Annotated in this window: 15 protein-coding genes; 12 read left to right on the plus strand and 3 right to left on the minus strand. The window is 41.8% G+C overall.

Going from position 1 to position 20,340, the window contains the following annotated elements; translation table 11 throughout:
* Nucleotides 1–319 precede the first annotated feature (319 nt).
* From CXF62_RS01810 to CXF62_RS01830, 5 genes are all read left to right on the plus strand, one after another.
* Nucleotides 320–1,057, plus strand: a complete 738-nt coding sequence (locus CXF62_RS01810; protein WP_102092676.1) for a LytR/AlgR family response regulator transcription factor — start codon at nt 320–322, stop codon at nt 1,055–1,057.
* A 228-nt stretch (nt 1,058–1,285) separates the two neighbouring features.
* Entirely contained in the window at nt 1,286–2,320 is a 1,035-nt protein-coding gene (gene hemC / locus CXF62_RS01815; RefSeq protein WP_102092677.1) for a hydroxymethylbilane synthase, read from the plus strand.
* Nucleotides 2,321–2,506: 186 nt separating this feature from the next.
* Entirely contained in the window at nt 2,507–3,424 is a 918-nt protein-coding gene (locus CXF62_RS01820; protein WP_228153130.1) for a uroporphyrinogen-III synthase, read from the plus strand.
* A gap of 60 nt (nt 3,425–3,484) precedes the next feature.
* The gene (locus tag CXF62_RS01825; protein WP_102092679.1) at nt 3,485–4,519 is read left to right on the plus strand and encodes a hypothetical protein; all 1,035 of its coding nucleotides are present in this window, start codon (nt 3,485–3,487) and stop codon (nt 4,517–4,519) included.
* Between the two features lie 52 nt (nt 4,520–4,571).
* Nucleotides 4,572–5,063 (plus strand): acyl-CoA thioesterase, encoded by a 492-nt coding sequence (locus CXF62_RS01830; protein ID WP_102092680.1) that lies wholly within the window; start codon nt 4,572–4,574, stop codon nt 5,061–5,063.
* A 142-nt stretch (nt 5,064–5,205) separates the two neighbouring features.
* Here CXF62_RS01830 and ribBA read toward each other — a convergent pair whose 3' ends face one another.
* Both ribBA and CXF62_RS01840 read right to left on the minus strand, forming a co-directional pair.
* Complete coding sequence (gene ribBA / locus CXF62_RS01835) at nt 5,206–6,318, minus strand: bifunctional 3,4-dihydroxy-2-butanone-4-phosphate synthase/GTP cyclohydrolase II (RefSeq protein WP_102092681.1); 1,113 nt, start codon at nt 6,316–6,318, stop codon at nt 5,206–5,208.
* A 346-nt stretch (nt 6,319–6,664) separates the two neighbouring features.
* Nucleotides 6,665–7,954: a replication-associated recombination protein A gene (locus CXF62_RS01840; RefSeq protein WP_102092682.1), complete on the minus strand. Its 1,290-nt coding sequence runs from the start codon at nt 7,952–7,954 to the stop codon at nt 6,665–6,667.
* Between the two features lie 451 nt (nt 7,955–8,405).
* Between CXF62_RS01840 and CXF62_RS01845 the strand changes: the two genes are divergently transcribed.
* Both CXF62_RS01845 and CXF62_RS01850 read left to right on the plus strand, forming a co-directional pair.
* Entirely contained in the window at nt 8,406–8,936 is a 531-nt protein-coding gene (locus CXF62_RS01845; protein ID WP_102092683.1) for a type IV secretion protein Rhs, read from the plus strand.
* A 218-nt stretch (nt 8,937–9,154) separates the two neighbouring features.
* Entirely contained in the window at nt 9,155–10,087 is a 933-nt protein-coding gene (locus CXF62_RS01850; RefSeq protein ID WP_102092684.1) for a hypothetical protein, read from the plus strand.
* A 128-nt stretch (nt 10,088–10,215) separates the two neighbouring features.
* Here the strand turns inward: CXF62_RS01850 and gltA are convergent, their stop codons facing one another.
* On the minus strand, nt 10,216–11,496 hold the full coding sequence (gene gltA / locus CXF62_RS01855; protein WP_102078275.1) for a citrate synthase: 1,281 nt from the start codon (nt 11,494–11,496) through the stop codon (nt 10,216–10,218).
* A gap of 1,023 nt (nt 11,497–12,519) precedes the next feature.
* Here gltA and sdhC point away from each other — a divergent pair.
* From sdhC to CXF62_RS01880, 5 genes are all read left to right on the plus strand, one after another.
* A complete protein-coding gene (gene sdhC, locus CXF62_RS01860) occupies nt 12,520–12,906 on the plus strand; it encodes a succinate dehydrogenase, cytochrome b556 subunit (RefSeq protein ID WP_082624524.1) in 387 nt (128 codons plus the stop codon).
* A 2-nt stretch (nt 12,907–12,908) separates the two neighbouring features.
* The gene (gene sdhD / locus CXF62_RS01865) at nt 12,909–13,313 is read left to right on the plus strand and encodes a succinate dehydrogenase, hydrophobic membrane anchor protein (RefSeq protein WP_057762261.1); all 405 of its coding nucleotides are present in this window, start codon (nt 12,909–12,911) and stop codon (nt 13,311–13,313) included.
* A 331-nt stretch (nt 13,314–13,644) separates the two neighbouring features.
* Nucleotides 13,645–15,495, plus strand: a complete 1,851-nt coding sequence (gene sdhA / locus CXF62_RS01870) for a succinate dehydrogenase flavoprotein subunit (protein WP_057757857.1) — start codon at nt 13,645–13,647, stop codon at nt 15,493–15,495.
* A 223-nt stretch (nt 15,496–15,718) separates the two neighbouring features.
* Nucleotides 15,719–16,429, plus strand: a complete 711-nt coding sequence (locus tag CXF62_RS01875; RefSeq protein WP_055123743.1) for a succinate dehydrogenase iron-sulfur subunit — start codon at nt 15,719–15,721, stop codon at nt 16,427–16,429.
* Between the two features lie 914 nt (nt 16,430–17,343).
* A complete protein-coding gene (locus CXF62_RS01880) occupies nt 17,344–20,220 on the plus strand; it encodes a 2-oxoglutarate dehydrogenase E1 component (RefSeq protein WP_102092685.1) in 2,877 nt (958 codons plus the stop codon).
* Nucleotides 20,221–20,340: the final 120 nt, after the last annotated feature.

The raw sequence follows: 20,340 nt of genomic DNA on the forward strand, positions 1-20,340 counted from the left end.
TTTATTAGCTTTCTCCATTTTTTCAACTCTTAAAAGCCTATTTGGCATACTTATTGCATCGCCATGTATAGACGTCATAATTTATATTTGATAAATAATGATTACGAATAAGTAATATCATAACTACCGTGAAACACAATTACACCATATAAAATCTACCGATAGCAGGAGTATATTGTCCGCTATAAAAACTGGTAGCTTTCGTCAGAATTTTATTAAATAATTTAGATTTTATATCCTAAGTGATTGATAATGAGTGCTAATATAGCCGTAATATTATTACATAAAATATTAAGTATGTCCTTGGATGGGAGTTTGCATGCGTATCGTAGTTTGTGATGATGAGCCCCTAGCGCGTGAGCGCTTGGTGAGAATTGTACAGGAGTCAGGCAATGAGGTAGTTGCTCAGGCCACAACAGGTGCAGAAGCCATCGTCGCTGTAAAAACCCAGCAGCCAGATATTATATTATTAGATATCCGAATGCCTGAAATGGACGGCGTACGCTGTGCTCAAGAGCTTGCCAAACTTGAGCATCCACCAGCGATTATATTTGTGACGGCGTACGACCATTATGCGATCGCAGCGTTAAAAGCCAATGCAATTGGCTATTTGTTGAAACCTGCAAACAAAGATGAGCTACTAGAGGCATTAAACAAAGCAAAGAACCTAAATGCCGCTCAACTAAACGAAATTCGCAAGCTTGAAGACCCGACAGCACGTCCGATACGTGAACATATCGCTGCTCGTACGCATCGCGGTGTTGAATTGATTAAGCTAAAAGATATCTACTATTTTGCAGCAGATCAAAAATACGTCAAAGTGCGTCACAAAGATGGCATGGTGTTGATCGATGAAACGTTAAAAGAATTAGAGCAAGAGTTTGATGATCGTCTGTTCCGAGTACATCGCAATGCCATCATCAACCTTAGTTATTTGGACTTTTTAGAAACTCTAGATGCAGGCCAGTATCAGATACGTTTTAAAGGTATTGATGAGACGCTAGCGGTCAGTCGTCGTCACTTACCTGCCTTACGTGATAAAATCCAAAGCATGTGATAGGCTGTCCTGATAGCGACCAATCATTCCATATCATCAAACCCTTATTTATGCTTAAATAGGGGTATTTTTTTGCGTCAGCATCTACTATTAATCATTTGAGTCGCCTATGCTTTGGCAAATTTACCCTATCGAGTAATATCGATATTATTCAGTATAAATACGAATAGTACTGACATAGGGACTATAGCCACTATAGTATTAGTATCGAACTTATTGAGGCCCTTTATGAGCAATTCGCAGCAACCTGTTTTGACTACTCTAAATATCGCTACACGTCAAAGTCCTTTAGCCCTATGGCAGGCTGAGCATATTCGCGATCGTTTATTGGCGTTGTATCCTGATCTGACGATTAATTTACTAAAAATTGTCACTAAGGGTGACAAGATTTTGGACACACCTTTGGCCAAAATCGGTGGCAAAGGATTGTTTGTAAAAGAGCTTGAGCAAGCGCTGTATGACAAACAAGCAGATATAGCAGTGCACTCGCTAAAAGATGTACCGATGCAGCTTCCCGAAGGCCTCACATTAGGCGTCTACTGTAAACGCGCCTCACCAACAGATGCCTTTGTATCAAACACTTATAATAGTATTGATGAGCTACCACAAGGTGCAGTCGTTGGGACATCAAGTTTACGTCGTCAATGCCAGATCAAAGCCTATCGTCCTGACCTGCAGATCAAAACGTTGCGCGGCAATGTCGGCACTCGTTTGGGCAAGCTAGATGCTGGTGAATACGATGCCATTATTCTGGCAACTAGCGGCTTGCAGCGTATTGAGCTAGACGAGAGAATACGCGGTGAGCTTGATATCGCAGCTTGCTTGCCTGCCGTTGGACAAGGTGCCTTAGCAATCGAATGCCGTGAAGGTGATGAAGAAGTCCTTAAATTACTTGCACCACTCAATGATGACAAAGCCCGTATTCGACTTATCGCTGAGCGTGCTCTGAACCGTCATTTAGAGGGCGGCTGCCAAGTACCGATCGCCGCTTATGCAGTTCTGCAGACAGCTGAAGAAACCAGCGTTAATAATGATAACAATGGTGATAACGGCAATAACGACAGCGGGAATGTGCTATGGCTACGCGGTCGAGTGGGTCAGGCCGATGGTAGCGAATTGTTGAAGGCAGACAAACGAGCTACGTTGGTTGGGACACAAGCTGAGCAAGAATCCCAAGCCAACCAACTAGGTATCGATGTCGCAGAAATACTACTTGCTGATGGCGCAGGAGATATTTTGTCAGCGATATATCAGCCTGAGTAGTACGAGTACTGTTGCTATAGGTTGGATTAACCGTAAGATAGGCTGATCTAAGCATCAGCCATTTTTGTAGACTTAAGTCTTTTTCACTCTTTCGTTTTTTGTCATGGTATATCGATGTCATCAATGCCAACTCAATCTACATACATAACTTCTCATAAGAATTGTTCTAATGATAAGTCAAACGTAATGCCGCAAATTGTCATCAATACTCGCCCAGTAGAGCGAGCAGCACCGTTGACGCAGCATTTGCAAGTAGCAGGATTGATAGTGGTTGATATGCCAATGTTGACGCTACGACCACGTCAAACAACTGATCTAGATATTGCATTAATGCATCAGTGGATGGCGGGGGAGTACAAAGCACTTGTTGTCGTAAGTCCAACTGCAGCGGCTTCAGGGCTAGTCGCTTGGCAATCACTTGAACATGAAAAGCGTAAATACAAAGCGAAAGACGGTAATGACAACTATGCGCAGAGATTGTCAAAAGGTTTGTCATTACCTAGCCCTCTGGTTGCAGTTGGTGAAGCAACGGCAGCAGAGTTCAGTCAGGTGCGTATAGATACAACAGACTATCAAATACTTCAGCCTGAGACGGCCAATAACGAAGGCATGCTAGCAATGACTGAAATTGATAGCTTACAAGCAGGCGATAAATTGCTGATATGGCGCGGGCTTGGCGGACGACGATTATTGGTTGATACATTGCAGGCGCGCGGTGTACATATCGATAGTATTGCGTGGTACGAGCGTACGATGCCTATCGATGCAATGGCTCAGTATCAGCAATGGCAACAAGATTTTCTTACTCATAGTACTACGTCATCACAGCAGCCAAAGCCAATTGTCGTCATCAGCAGTGCGGCAGCTTTTGAGCATTGGTCAAATATAGTCAATGACGACCAATCAAAGACGTTAGAAAAAAAGCAAAATACGGATGCAGTGGCTGATATAGAACAGCGGCTTTCGCTTACGCTAAAAGATTTTTCCTATGTTGTGTTGGGTGAGCGTCTTGCCAATATGGTTGCCGCACAGCAGTTGAGCTACTGGCGAGTAGAGGATTTGTCGCCAGCTACGATTCTCTCAGCCATTAACTCTAAAATATAATACCTTAAACTTCTCATTTGCTTTAAACATGTTTATCTATACCAATAACGGTACTGCCTTATGTCAATGAATTCTGAGTCCTTATCTAAGGATCCTTCTACTGTTCAGCAGCGCCGGCAAGCAAATATTTTGCTGCTACGGATGCAATGGCTGGTTATCTTATTACTGATCGCTGCATTATTGTGGCTATATATTAGTCAGCAGCGCTTTCAGCATAGTGTCAACGATCGTTTGCAGAGCAATGAGCAAGTAATCAGTCGACTAAACGAAATGGACGATCGTCTATTTGCTATGAGTCAGCAGACGCTGCCAGAGCCTAGAGTTAAGGCCAGTAGCCAAGCTCAGAATCAGTTGGACCTATTGCGTATTCAAATCAAAGCTGCTGATAGACTGTTGGCGGATAGTAATGACAGTGCCGCGATTGAGTTATTGCGAGGTCTACATTGGCAATTATCGCAAAGCAGTAATGAGATTGCGCCTGCGCTAACCATCGTTATCAAGCAAAGTTTGCTCAAAGATATTGAGCGTCTGCAGGCACAAAGCTCGCAGCCAAGCCCATGGCAAATACAAAATCTTGCGATTCAAAATATTCAGGAGTTTTTGCATAGTCATGAGCGTCTTGGCAGTTATGAAGGTACGGATTTACAGCGTCGAGAGCTGGTAGATGCAGCTACTGAAAATAAACAGCAACTCAAAGCAACCAATGTTGCTGATAATTCAGCGGCTAGTGATACAAATTTAACGCGTCGTCAGCTCACTATCCATGAAGTCATCATGACGTTGAATTTAGCAAGCCAAGCCAGCAATATGCGTAAGCAGGATCAACTTGTCAGCTATTTGACGCAAGCACGCAAACAGTTAAAAACGTTGGTGCCTGAGGCTTCAACTAGCGATAATAAAAAGTCAGCACAAGCTGGCGCGATTGGCATTGTACAAGCTGATAAAAAACCAATCGATGGTCAAAGTAATCTTGAGACAATGAAAGCACCGAGTGACATACCAGAAGTAATTGTATGGCTAAATCAGTTGATTGCTCATGCACCAAAACCAACGCCATTATTGACGACAGAAATCTTAGACAAGCCGCAACGTTAATGAGAGCTAGTCACAATAGTTAATACAGAAAATATAAAATGTAAGGTAAGCAATGACCCACTCTAATGAAAAGTCAGTATCTATATCTGATGCAGCAAACGATCATCGCCCTGAGTTACTAGCTCATTATCCTGTTATTCATCATCAGCCGATACAGTGGGGAGAGATGGATGCCTTCAATCACCTGAATAATGTGGTTTACTATCGTTACGCTGAGTCAGCACGCATTAGTTATTTGCATGCGCTAGGTATGTTTGATGGCAGTATGGTCACTGTTTTAGCCCAGTCTAGCTGCCAGTATTTACGCCCAGTTACTTATCCTGATACGTTATTATTAGGAGTTCGTTGTAAGCGTTTAGGCAATACGAGTATGGCGATGGAATATAGTTACTATAGTACCGCACAAGAAACAATCGTTGCTATGGCAGAAGCAGTCGTAGTACGTCTGGATAGTGATGGAAAAGGTAAATTGCCATGGACAGCAGCAGAGCGTCAACAGCTGCTAGCACTGGAAGCCAAGTTTGGTCATACGCCTGAGTTTTAGGTCGGTTTCTATATGAGTCGATGATTCATTTCATCGAAGAAGCTATCTTTAATTAAAATCTAAAAACAAAAAAAGGCACGCTAACATAATGTTAGCGTGCCTTTTTTATCACTCATTCTGCAACTAAACTCTTAAACAGTTTTTAGTCTTGTTGCGGTGCATGAACAAAATCAACCACATTTAGATCAAAACCTGACAATGCAAAAAACTTCATTGGTGATGATAATAAGCGCATATCACGGACACCTAAATGACGTAATATCTGTGCACCAACACCGATACTACGATATGGCTGTTGCGTGATGGTTGATTGCGACTCGTTATCTGCGGCTTTATCCAACGCATCACCCAAATCAACTGGCTGATTGCTACCAATCCATACCAGCACACCGCGATCTGAAGCACTGATTTCTTCTAGTGCTGACTGTACGCTCCAGCCACTACGGCCAGTCATATCATTTTTAGCAGCAAATAAGTCGCGTAATGGGTGGAAACCGTGTACACGTACAGTGCTGATGCCTTCGCTAACATCACCTTTTACCAAGGCTAAATGTGTTTCTTCAGCGCCAAACTCACGGAAGCGATGTAGCGTAAAAGTACCGTGTTCAGTTTCAAAGGGATGTGACTCAATTTCTTCTACTGTTTGCTCATTAGCGATACGGTAGTTGATAAGGTCAGCAATGGTGCCTATCTTGATGTCATGCTCTTTTGCAAATATTTCAAGGTCGTCACGGCGCGCCATCGTACCATCTGCATTGATAATCTCTACAATCACCGCTGCAGGCTCTAGACCTGCTAAACGTGCTAAATCACAACCTGCTTCTGTATGGCCTGCACGGTGAAGAACACCACCGTTTTGTGCCATAATTGGAAAAATATGTCCAGGCTGAACGATGTCTTCAGGCTTTGCTGACGAAGATACCGCTGCCTGAATAGTACGTGCACGATCACCAGCAGAAATACCAGTGGTGACGCCTTCAGCCGCTTCAATCGAGACAGTAAAGTTGGTGCTAAACTTCGCCTCGTTACGATCTGACATCAGTGGCAGTGCCAATTGCTGGCAACGTGCTTGTGATAAGGTCAAACAAACTAGACCACGCGCGTGAGTAATCATAAAGTTAATATCTTCAGGGCGCACATGCGTCGCTGCCATGATGATATCACCTTCGTTTTCGCGGTCTTCATCATCCATCAAGATGACCATTTTTCCAGCACGAATGTCTTCGATAATCTCAGGAATTGCATTTAAACTCATAGTAAATCTCAATATTTTATTATTTATAAATAGGTGTCATTTAGAATATAAGGCTCTATCTGCTTATTGTAGCAGTAGATAATACAAAGCGCTGTTACGGTCAAGCAAAGCGCTACTACGGTCAAGTAAATCGCGCTATAAGCAATATAATTTGATATAAAAGTGACTCGTTTAATTGCTTGTATATATCATTATGAGGTTATTTTAACGCTTTTCAGCGTCACGTGCTGCGCCATCTTCCCACTATATCGTTCAGTATGTCAAAAATAGTCATAAATATTATCAATGAACATTAAAACTGACTCATAAAACTGTGCGTTATCTTTTTTATTGATCTATATCGTAGTTAGTCATTGCTCGCTGCTTGGCTTTTTAGCCAGTCCATAAACTGCTTACTGTGCTGCTCACGCTGATTATCTGCAAACTCGTAGAAACTGGTACCAACCAAATTATCTGGTAAGTAGCTTTGTGGATAGTAATGGTTAGGATAATCATGCGGGTAAGCATAACCTTGACCGTAGCCTTGACTACGCATCAGTTTGGTCACGCCATTGCGCAAATGTAGCGGTACAGGTGAGGCATCTTTTTCAGCCAACGCCATCGCAGCATTGATCGCTTTATAAGTGCTATTGCTTTTGGCACTGGTCGCTAGATACACCACGACTTGACCTAAAATAATACGCGCTTCTGGCATACCAATAGATTGCACACTACGCAATGCTGCATCAGCTAGGAGTAAGGCATTAGGATTGGCATTACCAATATCTTCACTGGCCAAAATCACCAAGCGCCGCGCAATAAAATCAGCAGGTTCGCCGCCTACGAGCATACGTGCCATCCAATACAATGCCGCATCCGGATCGGAGCCACGGACTGACTTTATCATCGCTGAGATAATATCGTAATGCTGCTCACCATCTTTGTCATATCTCACCAAAGCAGTCTGGGCTACTCGGCTGACCAATTCATCATCGATAATCACTGGTAACTGCTTAGCATCAGCGGTCTGAATGGCTAACTCTAATAAGTTTAGCGCTTTTCTAGCATCACCGTGGGCCAGCTGACTGATGGTATCTTTTGCTTGTAAGTCGACGGTTAGTTTTTTGAGTATATTATCTTCTGAAAGCGCTCGTTGTAGCACGGTACTTATCTGCTCAGGTGTTAACGGCTCTAAACGATATACTTGGCAACGTGATAGTAGAGCATTGTTAACGCTAAATGATGGGTTTTCAGTGGTAGCACCAATCAAAGTAATATCACCAGACTCTACCGCGCCCAGAAGTGCATCTTGCTGTGCTTTATTAAAGCGATGAATCTCATCAATGAAGACCACAGGTGACTCAAATGCCAGTGAGTCTTTATTATCTAAAACTTCACGTAACTGTTTGACACCAGTATTTAATGCGGAGAGCGCATGAAAAGGTCTATTCACAGCATCGGCTAACAACATCGCAATGGTTGTTTTGCCAATACCTGCTTCACCGTGCAGGATAATAGATGGCAGATGCCCTTGCTCTACCAAGCGTCGTAACGGTGCGCCAGCCGCCAGCAAGTGCTCTTGACCAATAATATCGGTAAGAGAAGTAGGGCGCATACGCTGAGCAAGTGGGGTATCGGTATGGAAGTTAGGTGGCATAAGACTCTCTATCGAAAAATAAAAAAGCTATCTACTATCTACAATGGTAGTAATGGCAAGGCATCTATAGCTAAACCCAAATAACAGCATACTACGCTAACTCCATCATTTTCATTGATTTTAGATACTCATATACGTTTGGCATGATTTTCGCAGCAATTTTATAATAGCAATGAGTATTAGACATCAGCAATAGAAGTAAGCTAGTTTATAAGGATGGTACTTGTTATAAGTCATACGCGCTAGGTTAGCGCAAAAATATGTTAATGAAAGCTAACTAAGCGTATAGCTTGTGTCCGGAGTACTTTTGTTTTCATCATTCATCTATATTAACGGCTCTACTATTAACAGTTTTACCGTATCGATGGGAAAAGTTGGCCAATTGCGACTGTTAACTATTAACTATTAAACACTAAAAATGGCTTATCAAATATAAGGTATTGCATTAACGATGTCTGAACCGACTCTTAAACGCTTATTCAATCGTTACTTGCGTAGTGATACGGGCAAGCAGCAGTCACGTTATCTGACAGCTGGCGAGATAGCATTGGCGCATTCAGTATTTGGTGACAGCATCAAACTTGATGAAGTGCAGTTAAAGACAGCGTGGTGGGTACTAAAACATTATGCCGTTAGCCCCAATGGCAATATTTACTTTAATTCAGTCGATTGGATTACGGATTTTAGCGAAGCTCCATTGAGTAAACAAAGCTGGCTTATACATGAGCTAACGCACGTATGGCAGATACAGAAAGGCTTAAAGGTTGTACGCGGAGCGATTATCAACCGAAAATATGACTACGTGTTAGAAACAGGCAAATCATTTTTTAAGTATGGTATTGAGCAGCAGGCACGCATGGTTCAAGACTATTTTGTACGTCGTCATCGTGGTCAGAACTGCCAAGAGTGGGAAGCTTGTATTCCATTTTTGACAGAGCAGCCTATTAAGGCAAAAAATACTGATAATCCATCAATCATCTAATTTTTAAAAGTAACAGTAAGCTTAACTATGATAAGCATAACCGAACTATAGAACAATTAAACTATATAGCAATTGAGATACAGGTCAGTCGGATAAATATTGGATAAGTAAGTTGAACGATTTAACAGTCAACTGTGTCGCTAAAAATCAAAGAATAATGAACCGCAATTGTAACTTACCCTTTTATAATTTTGCTTTACCAAAGGATATATACTCTCATGTTTAAATTTTTGTCAGTAAAGCCTAATGTTGATACTCGATATCCATCGACCTTGCTTGTAGCCGCACTGTCAGGAGTATTGTTTTTGACAGGTTGTCAGCAGTCTGAAACATTGCCTGTAGCTGATGACAGTCAAACCAGTGAAAAAACAAGCGTAGAAGACAGTCAGCCTATGCCAAAAAGTGACTCAGCTGCTGCGCGCATAAAACAATTTCAGCCGATATATGTCGCACAGGCGCAGAGTTTACAGAGACGATTGCAAGCGGAATATGAGTCATTGCAAGCGGCAGATGCGTCAGACAGTGAGGAGCTTTTATTACTGAATACTAATAATAATGAAAATACAGATAGTAATAACGAAGTAGCGACCGATAATACCGCTCCTAACGCGAATACTACTGCTACCAGTTCTGAAGAAGTGGCGTCATCAAATATCGATATCGACCCGATAGACAGCAATTCAAATGTAGATGCAGAGGTTGACGTCAATACTAGCACTGAAGTTGGTGAGCGTGATTTGACGGTGTTAAAACGTATCAGTCTTGAGCCGCGTAAACCTGTTATGTTGACCGAGGACCAAATCATAGAACGCTATCAGCAAACCATGGATGCCTTATATCAACCGGTGACAACACCGCTGAGCGCAGAGGATTCTGATACATTAATCAATGTGGCGACCTTGGTTCCGCAGTTATTTGAGCATGCAGAGATTGCTGGCAGAGTAAGTGCAAAAAGTCCGGCACTTGCCCGTTTAATTATTCAGCATCAGGTATGGGAACAAATAGAAGCTCAACAAGTGGTTGATATGCAGCAAATGAAACAGAAGCAGCAACAAGAGTTTGAAGCTTTAATGGCTAAATTTAATGAAACTATCGAAGGATACGATGAACAGATTGCCAAATATGAGCAAACGTTAAAAGAGTTTCAGTAACTGACTATAATTTTATAAACTTAGTTAGTTATTTCTTATAAAACAGTTAGTATCGAATAAAGAGAATTAAGACAATAAAAAATCCCGCACGATGGCGGGATTTTTTATTGGATAACGATTATTTTTGCTTACTTGCGATCTTCAACTTTTACAAAATCACGGCGCGTTTCACCAGTGTATAACTGACGTGGACGACCGATTTTGAACGGTGCACTGTGCATTTCTAACCAATGGCTGATCCAACCTGAAGTACGAGCCAATGCAAAGATTACGGTAAACATAGACGTTGGGATACCGATAGCTTTCAAAATGATACCAGAGTAGAAATCAACGTTTGGATATAGGTTACGCTCGATGAAGAACGGATCTTCTAACGCAATTTTCTCTAGTGCCATCGCCAATTCAAGTTTAGGATCGTTGATACCTAGTGCTTCTAGTACTTCATCACAAGTCTCTTTCATTACTTGAGCGCGTGGATCGAAGTTTTTGTAAACACGGTGACCAAAACCCATTAGCTTCACTTCACGGCTCTTCACTTTTTCCATGAATTCAGGCACGTTTTCAACAGTACCGATTTCATCTAGCATCTCAAGAACAGCTTCGTTCGCGCCGCCATGTGATGGTCCCCAAAGAGCTGCAATACCAGCAGCGATACACGCATAAGGGTTTGCACCAGTAGAACCAGCTAAACGTACTGTTGACGTAGAAGCGTTTTGCTCATGGTCAGCGTGCAAGGTAAAGATTTTGTCCATTGCGCGAGTGATAACGTCGTTTTTCTCGTAGTCTACGTCAGCAGGTGTTGCAAACATCATGTATAAGAAGTTTTCTGCGTAGTTAAAGTCATTACGCGGATACATGAACGGTTCGCCTTGTGAGTATTTATAACTCATCGCAGCAAGCGTAGGCATCTTAGCAATCAGACGAATAGCTGTGATTTCGCGATGTTCTTCATTGCTCACGTCTAGGTCTTCATGATAGAACGCTGATAAGGCACCAACAACACCAACCATAATAGCCATTGGATGCGCGTCGCGGCGGAAGCCTTCAAAGAATTTACGCAATTGATCATGAACAGCAGTATGCTCGCGGATTTTTTCGAAAAAGTCTGCTTTTTGCTCAGCAGTAGGTAGATCACCATGTAAAAGTGCATAAGCAACTTCTAGGTATTCAGCGTTGTTCGCTAGCTCGTCGATAGGGTAGCCGCGGTGTAATAACTCGCCTTTGCCACCATCAATATAAGTAATCTTTGATTCAACTGGAGCAGTTACTTTAAAACCAGGGTCATAAGACCAAAATCCTGATTCTTGTAAAGCAGCAATATCGATAACTGGGCGCCCTAAAGTACCTTTAATAATAGGAAGTTCGTATTCTTCACCATTCACGGTTAGTTTGGCATTAGTATCAGCCATAAATTGCTCTCCATTGGTTTGACTTGTTAGAATAAATTACTACAGACGCATACCCTCGCGTCATTGTCGGTTGAACGGTAAAAGTGCATTCAACTCATTTAGTACGCAGGGTATATTAGCAGCAATTCTTGATGATTTGAAAAAACTTTTATGGACCATGTGTCCAATTGGCGCGGTGTGGCGGTAGTTATTCGCTGTAATTTTTGTATCAAAATATGTCTGTCAGGTTATTTTGCTTAAAATTCATCTGTTTTTGAGCAAGTTTATAGCAGCATTATCGAGCCAATATTTTGGGTTTGTAAATATATTTTAGAGACAAAACTCATAAATAATGACACCAAAAACTGGCAGACTATGCCTAGTAAGCGGATTAAAGTTTGTCATAATAATCACTGTTAAAACCAGTATTATCCTTATTCATCCATTTATTGATTAAATATGTATATATTCTTACTGAATGGATAAATTTGTAATTATTGCTCAGGCATTTTATAATTGTAGGAATTAACTGGCACTAGCTTTGCGCGAATTAATAAATGACCATGTTATAGTGTCGTTCAGAGCGTCTTCTATTCATGCTTATTTACGATTGTCTGGTGTTACGATAGACCAAACCGCATTCTATGGTTTGAATTTTCTTCTTAACCAATCCTTTTTATTTGTTTGGCACAAGATTTCGAGTGCCTAATATAAGGTCTGCTCTGATATAGAAGACATAGTAACGTTGTCTTACTATTCATACGACCTCTAAAATAGACTGGTTAGTCGATGTTACTCATGTTTATTCTCTTTGTTGTATAATAGATAGGTTGTTTGATAGGCCTGTCGATTCGACAAGCGACATTGAACAGTCTATCAATACCTTTATATACATGATCCTTTCTTCATATTTAGCGCAAACTAAACGAAGTCAGCTAGCTCTTCCTTACTTTATTCGTCTCGTGTGTTGCTCAATGCTCAATTGGCACTATTTATATTTATGTCAGGCGTTGATAGCAGATACAGGAGTATAACCGCAAAAGGATGCCCGCTGTGAAAAGCAACCGACCTATTGATCTGCCTTTAAGCCAAGTGATTAGCGTTAATCGCTCACCGATCGCGATCGCCTCTATCTTGCATCGTATCTCTGGCATTATTTTATTTTTATTGATTCCTGTCATGTTATGGATACTACAGAACTCATTGGCATCGCCTGAGAGTTTTGCGACCGTATTTGACAATGTACTTGTGCGCTTTTTGGCGTGGATATTTGTTGCCGCCATTGCATATCATTTTGTAATGGGTATCAAACATTTATTTGCTGATATGGGCATGAACGAAGAGCTAAAATCTGGCCGCACTGCCTCTATGGTCAGTTTTGTGATTGCAGCGATTTTAGTTGTCGCGTCATTTGTATGGGTGATGTTCTAATGATAAAAAATGATTCAGGAATCAAAAGTGCTACTGGTCTGACAGGTTCAGGCTCACGTGATTGGATTATTCAGCGTATTAGTGCTGTTGTTTTAGCCGTTTATAGTGTGGTGTTGCTGGGCTTCTTTTTGACCCATGGCGATGTCACTTTTGTTGAATGGTCATCATTTATGACCAGCCTACCGATGCGTCTATTCAGCTTGGTTGCAGTACTTGCACTAGCTGGTCATGCTTGGGTTGGGATGTGGACAGTATTTACTGACTATATTACAACAGGCAAACTGGGCTCAAGCGCAGCAGGTTTACGTTTAGTACTACAGTCATTGATGATTATCGCTATTTTAGTATTTCTATTTTGGGGCATCATGATTTTTTGGGGTAACGGTTTCGGTATCGCTGCCGTTTAACCATCTCATAAAAAGCTCTGATATCTATATATAACGACGGATGCATCCAACTAATACATTAGTTGGCAAAGTATTTTAGAGTCATCCGTTGATAGCCAAGAATAGTCATAGCATTGGACTGGCATTACTGATCAGCTAATCTGATTATAGTTGAGTAGGCTTAGTTCAGTATAACGATAGATATGCAAATTAAGTGGTTAACGATTATTGAGAGTCTTTATTTTATAAGCATATGAAATGGCCAAATAGTGAGCCTTTATAGCTGTAATAGAGATGTCTTAAACAGTCTTTGATTTACTTTTACGCATTAACAGGCATTAGGAAAACCGTAATGGCAACTAGACAAGACAATACCATTAGTAATATCAAGACCCTAAACTACGATGCAGTTATCGTTGGTGGCGGCGGCTCAGGTATGCGTGCTTCATTGCATTTAGCGGAAGCGGGCATGAAGGTTGCAGTCCTTACCAAAGTATTCCCAACGCGTTCGCACACAGTTGCCGCTCAGGGTGGTATCGGTGCAAGTTTGGGTAACATGAGCAATGACAACTGGCACTTTCACTTCTATGATACCGTTAAAGGATCAGATTGGTTAGGTGACCAAGACGCTATCGAATATATGTGCCGTGAAGCGCCAAAAGTAGTCTATGAGCTTGAGCACATGGGCATGCCGTTTGACCGTAACGAAGATGGTACGATTTATCAGCGTCCGTTCGGTGGTCATACTTCTAACTATGGCGAAAAAGCAGTACAACGTGCTTGTGCCGCTGCTGACCGTACAGGTCACGCATTACTACATACGCTATATCAGAAAAACCTAGAGCAGGGCACTGAGTTCTTTATCGAGTGGATCGCGCTTGACTTGATCAAAGACGAAGCTGGTAACATCAACGGTGTTGTTGCGCTTGAGCAAGAAACGGGTACGATTGCGGTATTCCAGTCACCAATTACTGTCCTAGCAACAGGTGGTGCTGGTCGTATCTTTGCAGCTTCTACCAATGCTTATATCAATACTGGTGACGGTATTGGCATGGCAGTACGTGCTGGTATTCCATTGCAAGACATGGAGTTCTGGCAGTTCCACCCAACTGGTGTTCATGGTGCAGGTGTACTATTGACTGAAGGTTGCCGCGGTGAAGGTGCTATCTTGCGTAACAAAGATGGCGAAGCGTTCATGGAGCGTTATGCACCAACCGTGAAAGACTTGGCACCACGTGATCTAGTCTCACGCTCAATGGACCAAGAAATCAAAGAAGGCCGTGGTTGTGGTCCTAATGCTGATCATATCGTAATGGATATGACGCATCTAGGTGTTGAAACCATTATGAAGCGTCTACCATCAGTATTTGAGATTGGTAAAAACTTCGCCAACGTTGATATTACTAAAGAGCCAATTCCAGTAATACCAACCATTCACTACATGATGGGTGGTATTCCAACCACTATTCATGGTCAAGTGATTGTACCGGATCTAGAAGCAGGTACTGATGAAGACGGCCTATATGCTAAAGGCAATGTGGTTAAAGGTCTTTATGCAATCGGTGAATGTGCTTGTGTAAGTGTACATGGTGCTAATCGTCTAGGTACGAACTCTCTACTAGATCTATTGGTATTTGGCCGTGCAGCTGGTAAGCATATTGTTGATGAGTTCCATCATGCTGATCATAACTATAAGCCGCTTGATCCACGCGTCCTTGACTTTACAGTGAAGCGTTTAGACAAACTGCAACAGTCTACTGAAGGCTACAACGCGCAAGACGTGGCTGATGAGATTCGTGCTACGATGCAAAAACACGCTAGTGTATTCCGTACGCAAGCGATGATGGACGAAGGCGTTGAGAAAATTTTAGCGCTAGGTGAAAAGATCGACAAGATCCATCTTGGCGATAAATCACAAGTGTTCAACACAGCGCGTATTGAAGCATTCGAAGTTGCTAACTTGTATGAAGTAGCAAAAGCGACAATGATATCTGCAGCGAAGCGTCATGAAAGCCGCGGCGCGCACAGTGTATCCGATTATGATCGTCCAGAAGATGATGATTACGCACCTAACGGCCGTAATGACCACGATTGGATGAAGCATACTTTATGGTACTCTGAAGGCAATCGCATCATTTATAAGCCAGTACGTAAAGTGCCATTAACCGTTGATTATATCGAACCAAAAGTCCGCGTCTACTAATTCTAGACTGCATACTTTATATATAGTTGATAGATAACAGCAGTGTTAACGTTTTATCCCTTATTAATTTATTAAAAAGGTGACCGCCAGCTACATGCTCATGCCAGCGCTACGACGCTATTAATTGGTATCCGATATTGGTTATCAGTACTGATTAATAGCTAGCGCAAATATGTTGCAATCTTTGTATGCCCGCCATCACCTACGTGTGGAGTTTAGCATTATGAGCCGAGGTACTCGCACCATCGAAATCTATCGCTACGATCCTGATCTGGACGCAGCGCCACGCATGCAAACTTATACGATTGAGCTACTTGATTCAGATCGTATGTTGCTTGACGTACTATTACGCCTAAAGAAAGAAGACGAAACGCTTACTTTCCGTCGCTCTTGCCGTGAAGGTATTTGTGGCTCTGACGGCATGAACATTAATGGTAAAAACGGTTTGGCATGTCTAATCAACATGAACACGCTACCAGAAAAAGTAACGGTTCGTCCGCTACCTGGTTTGCCAGTGGTTCGTGACTTGGTTGTCGATATGAACCAGTTCTATGAGCAATATGAGAAAGTACATCCTTACTTGATCAATGATCAGCCAGCACCGCCAACTGAGCGTTTACAGTCACCTGAACAGCGTGAAAAACTGAACGGTTTATACGAATGTATCCTATGTGCTTGCTGTTCAACCAGTTGCCCATCTTTCTGGTGGAACCCTGATAAGTTCCTAGGACCATCAGCGTTATTACATGCCTATCGCTTCGTTGCTGATAGCCGTGACGGTGATACTCAAGCACGTTTAGCTCGCTTAGACGATCCGTTTAGCTTGTTCCGTTGCCGCGGTATCATGAACTGTGTATCAGTTTGTCCAAAAGGCTTGAATCCAACCAAAGCGATCGGTCACTTACGTAATATGTTGATTGATCAAGCTGGTTAAGCATAAGTAATCGATCTTTATAGTTACTATACGAAAAACACCACCTATATATTAGGTGGTGTTTTTGTTAGTTAAAAAGCTGATATATAGATTTATCACTGTTTATAGCTAACTTGTCATTTAAAAATATGATGAATTTAGCCTATTGAAAAATAGGTATTAAATGATTTAAGAGTAAAACTGTATGGTCAATACGTTGGTCGTATGTAAGAAGAAATAATATATAGACAATCACCCTATATAATCGAATATAGACATAGTCGAATTTTGTTATAATTGTATTTGGTATTTAATGAGATGGTTAAAGCGTCTTTTTCAGCGCTAAATATGTGCTGTTTGAACACATTGTGACATTATCGGGCTAAAATACTATGCGCACAATGATTATGCGTTTATAATTGATGATAGATATTCATTACATAAATACCTAGTATTGAACAAACAAACTATGTCGCAAAAAATGGGCATGATAATCTATACAGCAATGTATGTCTGTCTGAAAAGGCAGGATTTATCAGCAAATTTAGGGTAATCCAGCATCAATGACCAGTTTATAGGTTAGCTGAAAATATAATTATCTATTAATAGCTTATCATTAATGGATTGGTTATGACTCAAAGAAGTATATATAAATTAATGTTGTGAAACGAGCTAGATGAGAAAACTGAGCGTTCACAAATAGTTTTATTTTTAGACGGGTATTGCAATAAGACTTGTTACCACTATTTAGCATCACTTGCTCTTGTAGACAATGACAGCAATATTCTATGGTGATGGCAATACTTAGGGATAAAAGTGTTTTATCGAATAGTATTTAACAGGATATGACACATTGTCTAAGTACCTGAGCATACAACGACTGACACAATAATAAGCACGATTCCATTCATTTATCTATCAAATAGACGATTATTATGAATAGTATAACCAAAGAAAAATCTGGCCAAGTACATACTGAACTGGCTGCCGATAACGCCAACTATATAGAAGCTCTCTACGAGCAATACCTAACAGACCCTGATAGTGTTGATACTGACTGGCAAACGTACTTTGAACAGTATAAGTCGCAGAACGATGCTCAGCATAACGCTATCAAAGATCAGTTCTTACTACTTGCTCGTAATCAAACGGCAAATAAGAGTAGCAGTACTGATACCGACTCTAGCAGCTCTGCCAACTGTGATCCTAAGCAGATGGGCGTACAGCAATTAATCTCAGCATACCGTCGTCGCGGTCATCGCCGTGCCAAGCTTGATCCTTTAGATTTGCATCCACGTGCAGAAGTAGAAGATTTGACGCTTGCTTATCATAATTTGTCAGAAGCTGATCTCGATACCGTATTCCCGACCAATGATTTAGTCATTGGTAAAGATGAAGCGACATTGCGCGAAATCATCGAAATTATGGAACGTGTTTACTGTGGGCATATCGGTGTCGAGTACATGCATGTTACCACCAGTACCGAAAAGCGCTGGATGGAAGAATACCTAGAGACGAATCTAGGCTATATCAAATTCGACAAAGAAAAACGTTTATCTATTCTTGAGCGCTTGACGGCTGCTGAAGGTCTAGAAAAATACCTTGCTCGTAAATATACAGGTGTTAAGCGTTTTGGTTTGGAAGGTGGTGAGAGCTTCATTCCTGCTATCAATGAAATCATTCAACGTGCTGGCGGATATGGCACAAAAGAAATGGTCATTGGTATGGCTCACCGTGGCCGCCTAAACCTACTAGTTAACATCTTAGGTAAAAACCCTGCAGACTTGTTTGATGAGTTTGATGGTAAAGTACAGCCAGAAAAAGGCTCAGGTGACGTTAAATACCACAACGGTTTTTCATCTAATGTGATGACACCAGGTGGCGAAGCGCATTTGGCTTTAGCATTTAACCCATCGCATCTTGAAATTGTCGCGCCAGTACTACAAGGCTCAGTACGTGCCCGTCAAGTACGTCGTAACGATCAGCCACTACTAGATAATACTGGTGGTAATTCAGTATTACCTATCGTGATTCATGGTGATGCTGCTTTTGCTGGTCAAGGTGTGGTTCAAGAAACCTTCCAAATGTCACAGACCCGTGCTTATACCACTGGCGGTACTGTGCATATCGTGATCAATAACCAAGTTGGTTTTACTACTAGTCGTCAAGAAGATGTTCGTTCAACTGAATATTGTACTGACGTTGCCAAGATGGTTCATGCTCCTATCCTTCATGTAAACGGTGATGATCCTGAAGCAGTCGTATTTGCTGCTCAGTTAGCATTAGATTATCGCCATAAGTTTGACAAAGACATTATCATCGATTTGTTCTGCTATCGTCGTAATGGCCATAACGAGGCAGATGAGCCATCTGCAACTCAGCCATTGATGTACGCTGTGATCAAAAAGCTTCCGACTACTCGTACTCTTTATGCGCAAAAACTTATCGCAGAAGGCATTTTGAATGCCGAAGAAGAGAAACAGTACGAAGATGACTATCGTGAGTCTTTAGACCGTGGTGATTATGTTGTTAGCTCATTGGTTCAAGAGCCTAACGAGCAGTTATTTGTAGATTGGAAACCTTATCTAGGTCATGACTTGGTTGATGACTGGGATACCAGTGTTGATATCGAAAAGCTTAAAGGCTATGGACGCCGTATGGCCGAAATGCCAGAAGGTTATAAGCTACAGCGTCAGGTTCAAAAAGTCGTTGAGCAGCGTCTAGCGATGCAAACGGGCGAAGAGCCTCTTAACTGGGGTGCAGCTGAGACATTGGCTTATGCATCATTGGTCGATAACGATGGCGTATTAGTACGTATTACTGGTGAAGATGTAGGCCGTGGTACTTTCTCACATCGTCACAGTGAAATATACAATGTCAATGATGGCAGCATGTATGTACCGTTGTCTCATTTGAGCGAAAATCAAGCGCGCTTTGCCACTTACAACTCATTGTTATCAGAAGAAGCGGTACTAGCTTTTGAATATGGTTACGCGACCACTGTACCGAACGCATTGATCGTTTGGGAAGCACAGTTTGGTGATTTCGTTAACGGTGCTCAGGTAGTGATTGACCAGTTCATCTCAAGTGGCGAGACCAAATGGCAGCGTGTTTGTGGTTTAACGATGTTGCTACCACATGGCTTTGAAGGTCAAGGCCCTGAGCATTCATCTGCACGTTTAGAGCGTTTCTTACAGCTATGTGCTGAAGACAATATGCAGGTCATTACTCCAACGACTCCTGCGCAAATTTATCATGCATTACGTCGTCAGGCAGTACGTCCTATTCGTAAGCCGTTGATTGTTATGTCACCAAAGAGCTTATTACGTCATAAGCTAGCGACTTCTAACCTAGAAGAGCTTGCTAACGGTAAGTTTGAAACGGTATTGCCAGAAATGGACGATCACAACGCAGATAAAGTGACTCGTATGGTTCTTTGTGGTGGTAAGGTTTATTATGATTTGTTAGAGCAGCGCCGCGCATTAGGTCTCGATCATGTAGCTATCGTTCGTATTGAGCAATTGTATCCATTGCCAGAGACTCGCTTAATCGCTGAAATCGAAAAATACAGCAACCTAACTGAAATCGTATGGACGCAAGAAGAGCCATTGAACCAAGGCGCTTGGTACTATTTAGCACCGCATATGTTCCGTATTGTCGTACCGCATCCAACCAAAGCAAAAGTCATGGAGCCAGTAGCGCGTCCTCCTAGTGCAGCCCCTGCAACAGGATCACCGAAACTGCATGCTCAACAACAGCAAGCACTCATTGCTGGTGGCCTTGGCATAAGTGTTGATGAATTAGCTCAGTAACACCTTGTCTAATCAAAGATTATAGAAGATAAATGAATCAGGCGATGACAGTCAGTGTTTTTTAATAAAATATAAGCAAATTTATTAAAAGATTACTGACTGCCTATCACGACTTAATAA

It is taken from the genome of Psychrobacter sp. MES7-P7E, from assembly GCF_002863645.1.
GTDB lineage: Bacteria > Pseudomonadota > Gammaproteobacteria > Pseudomonadales > Moraxellaceae > Psychrobacter.

What these genes read in the sequence shown, in the direction of transcription:
- CXF62_RS01810 (WP_102092676.1), top strand. Translation starts at nt 320, where the DNA reads ATGCGTATCGTAGTTTGTGATGATGAGCCCCTAGCGCGTGAGCGCTTG.
- hemC (WP_102092677.1), top strand. Translation starts at nt 1,286, where the DNA reads ATGAGCAATTCGCAGCAACCTGTTTTGACTACTCTAAATATCGCTACA.
- CXF62_RS01820 (WP_228153130.1), top strand. Translation starts at nt 2,507, where the DNA reads ATGCCGCAAATTGTCATCAATACTCGCCCAGTAGAGCGAGCAGCACCG.
- CXF62_RS01825 (WP_102092679.1), top strand. Translation starts at nt 3,485, where the DNA reads ATGTCAATGAATTCTGAGTCCTTATCTAAGGATCCTTCTACTGTTCAG.
- CXF62_RS01830 (WP_102092680.1), top strand. Translation starts at nt 4,572, where the DNA reads ATGACCCACTCTAATGAAAAGTCAGTATCTATATCTGATGCAGCAAAC.
- ribBA (WP_102092681.1), bottom strand. Translation starts at nt 6,318, where the DNA reads ATGAGTTTAAATGCAATTCCTGAGATTATCGAAGACATTCGTGCTGGA.
- CXF62_RS01840 (WP_102092682.1), bottom strand. Translation starts at nt 7,954, where the DNA reads ATGCCACCTAACTTCCATACCGATACCCCACTTGCTCAGCGTATGCGC.
- CXF62_RS01845 (WP_102092683.1), top strand. Translation starts at nt 8,406, where the DNA reads ATGTCTGAACCGACTCTTAAACGCTTATTCAATCGTTACTTGCGTAGT.
- CXF62_RS01850 (WP_102092684.1), top strand. Translation starts at nt 9,155, where the DNA reads ATGTTTAAATTTTTGTCAGTAAAGCCTAATGTTGATACTCGATATCCA.
- gltA (WP_102078275.1), bottom strand. Translation starts at nt 11,496, where the DNA reads ATGGCTGATACTAATGCCAAACTAACCGTGAATGGTGAAGAATACGAA.
- sdhC (WP_082624524.1), top strand. Translation starts at nt 12,520, where the DNA reads ATGCCCGCTGTGAAAAGCAACCGACCTATTGATCTGCCTTTAAGCCAA.
- sdhA (WP_057757857.1), top strand. Translation starts at nt 13,645, where the DNA reads ATGGCAACTAGACAAGACAATACCATTAGTAATATCAAGACCCTAAAC.
- CXF62_RS01875 (WP_055123743.1), top strand. Translation starts at nt 15,719, where the DNA reads ATGAGCCGAGGTACTCGCACCATCGAAATCTATCGCTACGATCCTGAT.
- CXF62_RS01880 (WP_102092685.1), top strand. Translation starts at nt 17,344, where the DNA reads ATGAATAGTATAACCAAAGAAAAATCTGGCCAAGTACATACTGAACTG.